Raw genomic sequence first — 12,169 nt, 5'->3', positions numbered from 1 at the left:
CATCGGTCAATCCACTGACTCGCAATGCGTCTGTGCCTCACAGCATCGGGCCTCATGGATGCCTTTTTTTCATCGTTCCATTTTCAAACGTGACACCACCCATCCAAGATTCGTCCCACGCCGCACCCCGCTGGCTCGCCTACCTGTTGCTGGCCGCCAGCATGTCGCTGGTCGGCAGCTATGTGGCCCTGAGCAAGCCGCTGGTGGCGGTGATGCCCATCTTTTTGCTGGGCTGGCTGCGCTTTGGCATTGGCGCGCTGGCCATGCCGCACTGGCTGATCAAGCCGGCCCATGAGCCAGCCATGAGCCGCCACACCAAAGGACTGCTGTTTCTGGAGTCGTTCCTGGGCAATTTCATGTTCACCATTTGCATGCTGTTCGGCGTCAGCCTGACCACCGCTGTGTCGGCAGGCATCATCATGGCCACCATTCCGACGGCGGTGGCGCTGTTGAGCTGGCTGATTCTGCGTGAACGCATCGGCCGGCGGGTGTGGGCGGCCATTGCGCTGGCCGTGATCGGTATCGGCTTGTTTACCATTGCCAAACCGGCGCTGTCGACAGCGGACCGCGCTGACCCTCAAAACGCTCTGTGGGGCAACCTGCTGGTATTCGCCGCCGTGCTGTGTGAAGCCGCCTACGCGGTGATTGGCAAAAAACTCACCGGCACCCTGTCACCCAAGCGCATCACCGCGCTGATCAACCTGTGGGGCTTTGCCATGATGACCCCGTTGGGTGTGTATGCCGCCTGGGGTTTCGACTTCCGGTCCGTACCGTCGGCGATGTGGCTGCTGCTGGTGTTTTATGCGCTGGCCGCCAGCGTCTGGACCGTCTGGCTGTGGATGACCGGGCTCAAAACCATCCCGGCAGCCCGCGCCGGCGTGTTCACCGTCATGCTGCCCATTTCTGCGGCGCTGGTGGGCGTGCTCTTTTTGGGTGAAAGGCTCACGGGCCTGCAGCTGTTGGCATTTGCCCTGTGCCTTGGCGGCGTGCTGCTGGCCACCTTGCCCGAACGGGTCAGGACAGCCGCGCCGCACTGACCACCATGCCGTCGGCGTCGGCATAGAGCCAGTCACCAGGATGAACCCAGACGCCCTGAATTTGCACGGCCAGGTCTTTCAGGCCCTGGTTCTTTCTGTCGGTCGGCATGGGCATGCTGGCCAGCGCACGGATGCCCACGTCCAGCACCGCCAGTTCGGCCACGTCGCGCACGCAGCCATCAATCACCAGCCCGGCCCAGCCGTTTCTGGCGGCCGCCGCACCCAGATTGCCGCCCAGCAGGGCGCGGCGCAGCGAGCCGGCACCATCCACCACCAGCACCTTGCCAATGCGCCCGGCAGCAGTCTCTTCAAAACCGCATGACTCGACCGCCGCCTTGACCAGCGTGTTGTCCTCGAAGCATTTGACGGTGATCACCGGACCGCAAAAAAACCGGCGTGCGCCAAAGTCTTTGAACACCGGCGGCAGCGTCCGAAAGTGCTCCGGGGCCGCATTTTTGTGGGCGTCGCACAAATCACAGGTGGCAAAAGTTGGGGTCATGAAATTCGTCCCGGCTTGGTTAATTGGCGCTGAAAATTGTAAATCTGCAAAAAACCCAACATAAATAACTTTTTCCCCGAAGAATTTGCGTCTTCCCCCTATGAAGGCGCTGCTTTCTCCAGTAGGATTCGCCCCAACCAGCCGATCTTTTTTTTGCTGGTGTTTGATCAACTACGAAAAGGACTTTCTTATGGCAACTGCAAAAAAAGCACCGGCTAAAAAAGCTGCTCCCGTCACCAAAGCCGCTCCTGCTAAAAAAGCAGCCCCAGCAAAAGCTGCGGCACCCGCTAAAAAAGTCGCTGCAAAAGCTGCGGCGCCTGCTAAAAAAGCTGCTCCAGCCAAGAAAGCCGCCCCCGCCAAAAAGGTTGCCGCCAAAAAAGCGCCCGCTGCCAAACGCACCGTCAATGCCGCTTTCATGAAAGCCATGACACCCAGTGCCGCACTGGCTGCCGTCGTGGGTTCAAAAGCCCTGCCGCGCACTGAAGTGGTCAAGCAACTGTGGGTCTACATCAAGGCCAACAAGCTGCAGGACGCAATCAACAAACGCCTGATCAACGCTGATGCCAAGCTCAAGGAAGTTTTTGGCAAGGCGCAAGTCACCATGTTCGAGATGGCTGGCTTGATTGGCAAACATTTGAAATAAAACTGCCAAACCAAAGTTTCTCAGGCCGACGCAAGTCGGCCTTTTGTTTGTGGCATCATTCTGCCCAACAACACCAATCGTTTACCGATGCTTCGTTTTTTCCTGACCCGATTCAGCCTGATCATCCCCACCTTCATCGGCATGACGCTGGTCGCGTTCTTTCTGATCCGCATGGTGCCGGGTGACCCCATCGAAACACTGGCCGGCGAGCGCGGCATTGACCCGCAACGCCACGCCGAGCTGCTCAAGGCCTACGGCCTTGACCGCCCGGTGCTGGTGCAATACGGCATCTACATTGGCCGTGTGCTGCAAGGCGACCTTGGCAAGTCCATCATCACCCATGAACCCGTGCTCAATGAATTCATGGCGCTGTTTCCGGCCACCATCGAACTGGCGCTGTGCGCCATTTTTTTCGCCCTGATCATCGGCATCCCGGCGGGCATTCTGGCCGCTGTGAAGCGCAACACCATTCTGGACCACGGCGTCATGGGCGTCTCGCTCACCGGCTACTCCATGCCGATTTTCTGGTGGGGCCTGCTGCTGATCCTGCTGTTTTCGGTACAGCTCGACCTGACCCCGGTGTCCGGGCGCATCTCGGTGATGTATTACATCGAACCGGTCACCGGCTTCCTGCTGATCGACACCTGGCTGGCCGGTGACATGGACGCGTTCTGGTCGGCAGCCACGCACCTGATCCTGCCCACCATCGTGCTCGGCACCAACCCGCTGGCCGTGATCGCCCGCATGACGCGCTCGGCCATGCTCGAGGTGCTGGGCGAAGACTACATTCGCACCGCCCGCGCCAAGGGCCTGTCTAACTTCCGGGTGGTCTCATTACATGCGCTGCGCAATGCGCTGATCCCGGTGATCACGGTGATCGGTTTGCAGGTCGGCGTGCTGTTCACCGGCGCGATCCTGACCGAGACCATTTTTTCCTGGCCCGGCGTAGGCAAATGGATGATCGAAGCCATCGGCCGGCGTGACTACCCCGTGCTGCAGGGCGGCATGTTGCTGCTGGGCGGCATGGTCATGATCGTTAACCTGCTGGTGGATGTGACCTACGGCATCATCAACCCACGCATCCGGCATTGAAGACCCCCACCATGAGCACGCTAGCCGACACCCCTGCCCTGATTGAGCCGCCGCACCGCCTGCGCGAGTTTTGGGATTATTTCAGCACCAACAAGGGCGCAGTAGCGGGCCTGATCATTGTGCTGCTGGTGCTCTTGATGGCGGCCTTTGCGCCCTGGATTGCACCCTACGCCCCCAACGACACCGACCCCAGCGTCTTCCTGACACCGCCGGCCTGGCAGACCGGCGGTTCCAGCGCCCACTGGCTCGGTACCGATGCCATTGGCCGCGACATTTTGTCGCGGCTGATTCACGGTGCCCGCCTCTCCCTGGCCATTGGCCTGGCGGTGGTGGCGCTGTCGGTGGTGCTGGGCACCGTGCTGGGCCTCACCGCCGGTTATTTCCGTGGCATTTTTGAGGTGGCGGTGATGCGCCTGATGGACATCATCCTGACCCTGCCCAGCCTGCTGCTGGCGATCGTGATCGTGGCTATTTTGGGTCCCGGACTCATGAACGCCATGCTGGCCGTGGCCGTGGTGGTGTTGCCGCATTACGTGCGCATCACGCGGGCCGCCGTCATCACCGAGATGTCGCGCGACTACGTGACGGCGGCGCGCATGAACGGAGCCGGCCACTTGCGCCTGATGTTCAACGAGGTCTTACCCAACTGCACCGCGCCGCTCATCGTGCAGGCATCGCTGGGCATTTCCTCGGCCATTCTGGACGCAGCCGCGCTGGGTTTTCTGGGCCTGGGGGCGCAACCACCGTCCCCTGAGTGGGGCACCATGCTGGCCGACGCGCGCGAGTTTGTGCTGCGCGCCTGGTGGGTCGTGACCTTTCCCGGCCTGGCCATTTTGATCACCGTGCTGGCCTTCAACCTGCTGGGTGACGGCCTGCGCGACGCGTTTGACCCCAAGCTCAAACGCTGATGTTCATGGTCGCCAAGCCACACCGAAATATGAAAAAACACCGTCACTGCGAGGAGCGACGCGACGCGGCAGTCCAGGGGTTCGTGGATTGCCACGCTTCGCTCGCAATGACGGCGTTGTGTCACGTAACAAAGACGATTTATGGCGCTCCTTGAAATTGAGAATCTCTCGGTCAAGTTTCCGACCAAGACCGCAGTGATGCACGCGGTGGATGGCGTCTCCCTGTCGCTCGAGGCGGGCGATGTGCTGGGTATCGTGGGTGAATCCGGCTCGGGCAAAAGCGTCACCATGATGGCGCTGATGGGCCTGGTGTCTTTCCCCGGCGTGGTCACCGCCGACAAGCTGCGCTTTGACGGCCATGATTTGCTCCAGCTCTCGGGCAGTGAACGCGCCAAGCTCACCGGCAAAGACGTGGCCATGATCTTCCAGGATCCGACCACCAGCCTGAACCCCTGCTTCACCGTGGGTTTCCAGCTCGCAGAAACGCTCAAGCTGCATCTGGGTCTGGACGGCAAGGCGGCACGCAAGCGCTCCATCGAATTGCTGGAGCAAGTGGGTATTCCGGCGCCCGAGAGCCGCTTGAACGTGTTCCCGCACCAGATGTCGGGCGGCATGAATCAGCGCGTGATGATTGCCATGGCCATCTCGTGCAACCCCAAGCTGCTGATTGCCGACGAGCCCACCACGGCACTCGACGTCACCATCCAGGCGCAGATTCTGGACCTGCTGCGCACCCTGCAAAAAGAACGCAATATGGCGCTGGTGCTGATCACGCACAACATGGGCGTGGTGTCGGAGATGGCGCAGCGCGTGGCGGTGATGTACGCCGGACAGATCATGGAATCGCGCAGCGCGCATGATATTTTCGAGTCGCCACAGCACCCCTACACCGAGGCCCTGCTGGCGGCCATGCCCGAACGCAGTGACGGCGCCAGCCGCCTGGCCACCATCCCCGGCATGGTGCCCGGCCTGTATGACCGCCCCAGTGGCTGCCTGTTTGCACCGCGCTGCCTCTATGCCAACAACCATTGCCGCGCCGAGCGTCCCGCCCTGCGCGAATGGCAAAGCGGCTGGGTACGCTGCCATTACCCTTTGGAACCCCTGTCTGATGCCTCTTTGTCGGCTCCGCTGCAAGGGACCGCCCTATGAACCAGGCCATTCAAAACGCCATGCCAGTCGCCGAGCCCGTGGTGGTGGCGCGCGACCTGAAACAGATCTACAAGATCAGCCGTGGCTTCCTTCACCCCGCCGACCACCTGCAAGCCGTCAGCGGTGTCTCGTTCACCGTGCAGCCGGGCAAAACGCTGGCGGTGGTGGGTGAGTCCGGCTGCGGCAAATCGACTCTGGCACGCATGGTGTCACTGATTGAGGTGCCAACGTCAGGCGAGCTGTCGCTGGGCGGTGTCGATGTGGTCAAAGCCAGCCCGCAGCAGCGCCATGCCTTGCGCCGCACGGTACAACTGGTGTTTCAAAACCCTTTTGGCTCGCTCAACCCACGCAAAAAAATAGGCACCATTCTTGAATCGCCGCTTGAAATCAACACCGGGCTGGATGCCAAATCACGCACTGAGCAAGCCCGTGCCATGCTGGCGCTGGTGGGTTTGCGCCCCGAGCACTACGACCGCTACCCGCACATGTTTTCGGGTGGCCAGCGCCAGCGCATCGCGATTGCGCGCGCGCTGATGCTCAAGCCGGCCCTGATCGTTGCCGACGAACCGGTGTCGGCGCTCGACGTGTCGATTCAAGCCCAGGTGCTCAATTTGCTGGCCGACCTGCAACAGGAGCTGGGACTGGCTTATTTGTTCATTTCGCACGACCTCGGCGTGGTGCGCCACATTGCCCATGATGTGCTGGTGATGTACCTCGGCCATGCGGTCGAGCAGGGCGAAAAGAAAACCATTTTTGCGCAACCGCTGCACCCCTACACACAAGCCCTGCTGGCCTCCACACCCGGCATCGTCGGCACCGGTGCCGCCAAAAAACGCATCGTTCTCACGGGTGAACTGCCCTCCCCGCTGAACCCGCCCCCTGGCTGCGTGTTTTCCACCCGCTGTCCGCATGCTGTCGCACAATGCCACCGCGAACGGCCCCTGTTGCGCGAACTCTCGGGCAGGCAGGTGGCTTGTCATCTGGCCGAACAATTCATCGAGCCCGCTTAGGCTTTTCTTTAACCAACCCGCTGCAGCGCAGCTTCAACCTGTAGGAGTCCACAAGATGACTGTTTTGAAATCAAGCCGCAAATTTGCGCTCAAGCGCACCGCGCTGTGCGCCCTGGCGCTTCCCGCCCTGTTGGCCGTGGGCCAGGTCGGTGCCAAAACGCTGGTGTACTGTTCCGAGGGCAGCCCGGAAAACTTTGCCCCCAGCGTCAACACCACTGGCACCTCCTTTGATGCCAGCGAGCAGATTTACGACAACCTGGTCGATTTCGAGCGCGGCGGCACCAAGGTCGTGCCGGGCCTGGCGGAAAAGTGGGAAGTGTCCAAAGATGGCCTGGAGTACACCTTTCACCTGCGCAAAGGCGTGAAATGGCAATCCAACAAAAACTTCAAGCCCTCGCGCGACATGAACGCCGACGACATCCTGTTCATGTTCGAGCGCCAGTGGAAAGAGAACGACCCCTACTTCAAGGTCACCAGTTCCAACCACGCCTACTTTGGCGACATGGGTATGCCCAAGCTGCTCAAGTCGGTCGACAAGGTCGACGAGTACACCGTCAAGATTGTGCTAAACGCCCCTGAAGCCCCGTTCCTGTCGAACCTGGCCATGCAATATGCCGGCGTCCAGTCCAAGGAATACGCCATTGCCATGCTCAAGGCGGGCACACCTGAAAAGCTGGACCAGGAGCCCGTCGGTACCGGCCCCTTCATGCTGGTGCAGTACCAGAAAGACGCCATCATCCGCTACAAGGCGTTTCCCCAGTACTGGGCTGGCAAGGCCAAGATCGACGACCTGATTTTCTCGATCACGCCCGATGCGTCGGTGCGCTGGGCCAAGCTGCAAAAAGGCGAATGCCATGTCATGCCCTACCCCAACCCGGCTGACCTGCCCGCCATCCGCAAAGACCCCAATGTGGTGGTGTTGGAGCAACCCGGTTTGAATGTGGGCTATCTGGCCTACAACACCACCAAAAAACCGTTCGACGATGTGCGGGTGCGCAAGGCGGTCAACATGGCCATCAACAAGAAGGCCATTGTCGATGCGGTTTATCTGGGCACTGGCGTGCCCGCCACCAACCCGATCCCGCCGACCCAGTGGTCTTACAACAAGGCCATCAAGGACGACGCCTTCAACCCCGAAGAAGCCAAGAAATTGTTGGCTGCAGCGGGTCTGAAAGACGGCTTTGCCACCGACCTGTGGGCCATGCCGGTGCAGCGCCCGTACAACCCCAACGCCAAGCGCATTGCCGAGCTGATGCAGGCCGACCTGGCCAAGGTCGGCATCAAGGCCGAAATCAAGAGCTTTGAATGGGGCGAGTACCGCAAGCGCATGCAGGCCGGTGAGCACCAGATGGGCATGCTGGGCTGGACCGGTGACAACGGCGACCCGGACAACTTCCTCAACACCTTGCTGGGTTGCAGCGCAGCCAAGAACAACGGCTCCAATGTGGCCAAGTTCTGCTACCAGCCGTTTGAAGACCTGGTGCAAAAAGCCAAGGTGGTATCCAACCCGGCCGAGCGTGCCAAGCTCTATGAACAAGCCCAGGTGATCTTCAAACAGCAAGCACCCTGGTTCACCATTGCCCACGCGGTGCAGATCAAGCCGGTGCGCAAGGAAGTCATCGGCTTCAAGCTGAGCCCGTTTGGCCGTCACAGCTTCTACGGTGTGGACATGGCCAAGTAGTCAACTCAACTTGTCCCCAAAAGCCAGCGCAAGCTGGCTTTTTTTGTGGCGCGTGGCGTGACAACCTGGGACAACCAACGCGCGTCAAATTCAGCACATGCAGCAACCGGTTTAGACTGTTATTAGCTGACCGCCAAAGGTCCGGGGCACAGCACCATTTCTTGTCAACAAACACCCGGCGAACTGGAGACACTCCATGAATCACCGTTTGAACCCCGCACCCAATGCGCTCTACCTGGCTGACACGCATGAATTGACCAATCTGTCAACCGAGCTGTGCGACTACAACATGTACACCCAAGACGCCGCGCTGCGCGAGGCCGTGCAACGCGAGGGCGCGCCCTGGGCCGACGCCGAGCTCAGCGCGTTTGGCCGGATGACAGGCTCGGCCGACTACCTGGAGCTGGGCCACCTGGCCAACAAGTTCCAGCCCGAGCTCGATACGCACGACCGCTTTGGCAGGCGCATCGACCTGGTGAAATTTCACCCGGCTTATCACCAGTTGATGAAAACCTCGATCGAACACGGGCTACATGCCTCGCCGTGGAGCGCACCCGGCCCCGGTGCCCATGTGGCGCGCGCTGCCAAGAGCTTTCTGCATGACCAGGTCGAGGCGGGCCATGGCTGCCCGATCACCATGACCTTCGCTGCCGTACCCGCGCTGCGCCTGCAGAGCGACCTGGCAAGCGTCTGGGAGCCCAAGGTCACGGCCCGCATTTATGACCCGCGCAACGTGCCGGTGGAACAGAAACAGGGCGTGACCATCGGCATGGCGATGACCGAAAAACAGGGCGGCTCGGATGTGCGCAGCAACAGCACGCGCGCCTACCCGCTGGGCCGTGGCGGGCCAGGCCAGGCGTACGAGCTGGTGGGGCACAAGTATTTTGTCTCGGCCCCGATGTGCGACGCGTTCCTGGTGCTGGCGCAAGCGCCCGCTGGCCTGTCGTGCTTCTTGCTGCCGCGCTGGCGCCCGGACGGCAGCAAAAACCCGATGCAGGTGCTGCGCCTCAAAAAGAAAATGGGCAACGCGTCCAACGCCTCCTGTGAAACCGAACTGCGCGGCGCGCTGGCCTGGATGGTCGGCGAAGAGGGTCGCGGCGTGCGCAACATCATCGAAATGGTCAGCATGACGCGCTTTGACTGCATGATCGGGTCCAGCGCAGGCATGCGCATGGCAGCCTCGCAGGCGCTGCACCATTGCTCATTGCGCTCGGCCTTTGGCAAGGTGCTGAACCAGCAGCCGCTGATGCAAAACGTGCTGGCTGACCTGGCGCTGGAGAGCGAAGCCGCCACCACTTTGACGCTGCGCATGGCGCGCGCCATGGACCAGCGTGCGATTGAGCACGAAGACCTGCTGGTGCGCCTGGTCACGGCGGTCGGCAAATACTGGGTCTGCAAACGCACACCGAACCATGCCTATGAAGCGATGGAGTGCATTGGCGGCAGCGGTGTGATGGAAGACAGCATGATGCCGCGCCTGTACCGCGAAGCACCCGTGAACGCCATCTGGGAGGGCAGCGGCAACGTGCAGTGCCTGGACGTGCTGCGCGCGCTGTCAAAAACACCGGCCGTGGTGGCGGCTTTTTTTGCCGAAGTGACCCAGGCGCGCGGTGCGCAAGCCTTGCTGGACCAGCATATTGCCGCGCTGGCAGCCGATCTGAAAGACTTGCGCGATTTTGAGTACCGCGCGCGTGACGTGGTCGACCGCATGGCACTGGCGCTGCAGGCCTCGCTGCTGGTGCGCCACGCCCCTGCTTTTGTGAGCGATGCCTTCTGCCAGTCGCGCCTGGGGCAGGTCGGCCAGCACAACTATGGCAGCCTGCCGCGTGGCGTCGATGTCGGCGCCATCATCGCGCGCGCCACGCCCAGAAGCGCGTTGGCCTGAAGCGCCCGTCGCGGGTGCGCCCAGTCGGCCTGGACAATTCAGGCGACTGCGGCCGGTTTTAATAAGCCTGTCGTGCCTATGCGCCGTCCCACGCCCAGTGCCGCCACCACGCTCAACAGCAAGACAGCTGCCGCGCCCAGCAGCGTGGCGCCGTACCAGCCACGGTCCATGAAGGCACCAAAAATCAAGGGCGAGATGGCAAAGCCGGTGTCCAGCCCCGAATAAACCAGGCCATAGACCCGCCCGGTGGCGCCTTTGGGCGTGGCTTTCTTGATCATCATGTCGCGCGACGGCCCGCCGATGCCGACCGCAAAACCGGTGGCGGCCAGCACCACCATGGTCAGCGTGGCGCCAAAAAAACCGGTGCCGCACAGCGCCAGCAACACTGCGGCAACTGACATCGACAGCGCCACCACCCGGTCACTGTGGCGCGACCTGGCAGCCACAAATCCGCCGACAAACATGCCCAAAGCGCCACACAGCATGTAGGCGGTCAGCGTCAGGGTGGCCGCTTCAAAACTGATGCCGTGCATGGCTTTGAGAATGGACGCAGAATAATTCTGCACCACCGACAGCGTCATGGTCGAGAGCAAAAAGAAGGCAAAACACCACCACACCACCGGCAGCTTCATGAACGCCATGCTGTGCTCGGCCGGCGTGTCTTCATGGTGCACCACAGCCTGTGTCTTGAGCTTGTCACGCTGCAGCCACATCAGCGCCAGCACGCCCACATAAAGCAGCGCCGCCACCACATAAGCCGTGCGCCAGTTGCTCAAGGCGGTAAAAGTGGCAAAAAACACCGGCGCCGCCGCCCAGCCCAGATTGCCGGTCAGGCCATGGGCGCTGAAGGCATGGCCCAGGCGCGGCGTCGAGACACGCTGGTTCAAAATGGTGAAGTCCACCGGGTGAAAGGTGGCATTGGCCAGACCCGCCAGCGCCGCCACCATGAGCAGCCCGCTGTAGCCCGTCACCGTGGAGGCCAGCAGCGCGGCCAGCGCAAACAAGGCCAAAGCGGCAAACAGCATGGGCCGGGCGCCGACCTTGTCCACCACAAAACCAGCCGATGCCTGACCAATCCCCGACACCACAAAAAACACGCTCATGAGCGCGCCGAGTTGCGAAAAACTCAGGCCGAATTCAGCCATGAACACCGGGAACAAAGGGGGCAGCAGCAAATGGCCGAAGTGCGAAGACGCGTGCGCCAGGCCCACCAGGCCGATGATGGTGGCGTCTTGTTTGAGTGGAACGGAAAGAGGAAGAGTTTGGGTTGCTGCGGTCATGCCCGAATGTTAGCTTGCAGCTTATTTTTGCGCTTGGCTAACGGTCATTCATGCTGATCAAGCGCACCGCTATCATCATCCCCATGGGAAACACAATCATCAAAACCGTGGACGAGGACGCCGTCCAGGCTTTCATTGCGGCCTGGAGCAAGGTCACTGCCTCTGAAATCTCCATAACGCAGAGCTTTGTCAACGAGCTCTGCGACCTGCTGAACCTGCCGCGGCCCACGCACACACTGGATTACATGTTCGAGCGCCCCATCACCTTCAGCCATGGAGATGGTTCAAATAGTGCCGGGCGCATAGACTGTTACCGCCGTGGACACTTTGTGTTGGAAGCCAAAAAACTCAAGCCAGGCGCGACCGCCAAACGCTTTGACGGAGCGATGTTGATCGCCCGTGCCCAGGCTGAGTCCTATGCCCGCACCGTGCCTGCAGCCGACGGTCGCCCGCCCTTTGTGGTCGTGTTGGACGTGGGCAACGTCATAGAGCTGTACGCGGAATTCAGCCGCAGTGGTGCTACTTACACACCTTTCCCCGACCCGCGCAGCCACCGCATCAAACTGACCGACCTGGCCCGGCCCGAGGTGCAGGAGATACTGCGCCGCATCTGGCTTGAGCCCGACAGCCTCGACCCCGCCCGTGCCAGCGCCCGTGTTACCCGCGAAGTGTCGAACCAGTTGGCCGAACTCGCCAAATCGCTGGAAAGCAGCGGCCACCGCGCCGAGCATGTGGCCGCCTTCCTGACGCGCTGCCTGTTCAGCATGTTTGCCGAAGACGTGGAACTTTTGCCCAAGGGCAGCTTCCTGAACCTGCTGCAAAGCTGGCGCGAACAAGCCACCACCTTGCAACACATGCTGCGCAGTCTGTGGGCCGACATGGACCAGGGCGGTTTCAGCGTTGCGTTGACCGCGCCGGTGCTGCATTTCAATGGCAAGTTGTTCAAGGAGCCGGCGTCAGACGGCTACAGCCTGCTGCTCACCAC

At 61.3% G+C, this 12,169-nt stretch carries 11 protein-coding genes; 9 read left to right on the top strand and 2 right to left on the bottom strand.

What is annotated here, in order from left to right:
* Positions 1-89: 89 nt before the first annotated feature.
* Positions 90-1,037, top strand: coding sequence for an EamA family transporter (locus tag NDI87_RS03830; RefSeq protein ID WP_296273478.1), 948 nt, complete (start codon positions 90-92; stop codon positions 1,035-1,037).
* Here the strand turns inward: NDI87_RS03830 and rraA are convergent.
* The gene (gene rraA, locus NDI87_RS03825) at positions 1,015-1,536 is read right to left on the bottom strand and encodes a ribonuclease E activity regulator RraA (protein WP_296273477.1); all 522 of its coding nucleotides are present in this window, start codon (positions 1,534-1,536) and stop codon (positions 1,015-1,017) included. The two genes, NDI87_RS03830 and rraA, sit on opposite strands and share 23 nt — an antisense overlap.
* A 190-nt stretch (positions 1,537-1,726) precedes the next feature.
* Between rraA and NDI87_RS03820 the strand changes: the two genes are divergently transcribed.
* The 7 genes from NDI87_RS03820 (at position 1,727) to NDI87_RS03790 (ending at position 9,904) form a co-directional block, all read left to right on the top strand.
* On the top strand, positions 1,727-2,179 hold the full coding sequence (locus NDI87_RS03820) for an SWIB/MDM2 domain-containing protein (protein WP_296273476.1): 453 nt from the start codon (positions 1,727-1,729) through the stop codon (positions 2,177-2,179).
* A gap of 87 nt (positions 2,180-2,266) precedes the next feature.
* Positions 2,267-3,271 carry an ABC transporter permease subunit gene (locus tag NDI87_RS03815; protein ID WP_296273475.1) on the top strand — a complete coding sequence of 335 codons (1,005 nt, stop codon included), beginning with the start codon at positions 2,267-2,269 and terminating at the stop codon, positions 3,269-3,271.
* An 11-nt stretch (positions 3,272-3,282) separates the two neighbouring features.
* Complete coding sequence (locus tag NDI87_RS03810; protein ID WP_296273474.1) at positions 3,283-4,179, top strand: ABC transporter permease subunit; 897 nt, start codon at positions 3,283-3,285, stop codon at positions 4,177-4,179.
* A gap of 141 nt (positions 4,180-4,320) precedes the next feature.
* On the top strand, positions 4,321-5,328 hold the full coding sequence (locus NDI87_RS03805) for an ABC transporter ATP-binding protein (RefSeq protein WP_296273473.1): 1,008 nt from the start codon (positions 4,321-4,323) through the stop codon (positions 5,326-5,328).
* Positions 5,325-6,338 carry a peptide ABC transporter ATP-binding protein gene (locus NDI87_RS03800; protein ID WP_296273472.1) on the top strand — a complete coding sequence of 338 codons (1,014 nt, stop codon included), beginning with the start codon at positions 5,325-5,327 and terminating at the stop codon, positions 6,336-6,338. Before NDI87_RS03805 ends, NDI87_RS03800 begins: the two co-directional genes overlap by 4 nt.
* Before the next feature lie 55 nt (positions 6,339-6,393).
* Entirely contained in the window at positions 6,394-8,019 is a 1,626-nt protein-coding gene (locus NDI87_RS03795) for an ABC transporter substrate-binding protein (RefSeq protein ID WP_296273471.1), read from the top strand.
* 196 nt (positions 8,020-8,215) lie between these two features.
* The gene (locus NDI87_RS03790) at positions 8,216-9,904 is read left to right on the top strand and encodes an isovaleryl-CoA dehydrogenase (RefSeq protein ID WP_296273470.1); all 1,689 of its coding nucleotides are present in this window, start codon (positions 8,216-8,218) and stop codon (positions 9,902-9,904) included.
* Between the two features lie 38 nt (positions 9,905-9,942).
* Here NDI87_RS03790 and NDI87_RS03785 read toward each other — a convergent pair whose 3' ends face one another.
* Positions 9,943-11,184, bottom strand: coding sequence for an MFS transporter (locus NDI87_RS03785; protein WP_296273469.1), 1,242 nt, complete (start codon positions 11,182-11,184; stop codon positions 9,943-9,945).
* Between the two features lie 83 nt (positions 11,185-11,267).
* Here NDI87_RS03785 and NDI87_RS03780 point away from each other — a divergent pair.
* Positions 11,268-12,169: type IIL restriction-modification enzyme MmeI (locus tag NDI87_RS03780; protein ID WP_366028274.1), on the top strand; the 902-nt coding region annotated here is incomplete at its 3' end.

It is taken from the genome of Rhodoferax sp., assembly GCF_023701345.1.
Taxonomy (GTDB): Bacteria; Pseudomonadota; Gammaproteobacteria; order Burkholderiales; family Burkholderiaceae_C; genus Rhodoferax.
The sequence above is the reverse complement of the archived record's forward strand: the minus strand, read 5'-3'. Positions and strand labels throughout refer to the sequence as shown.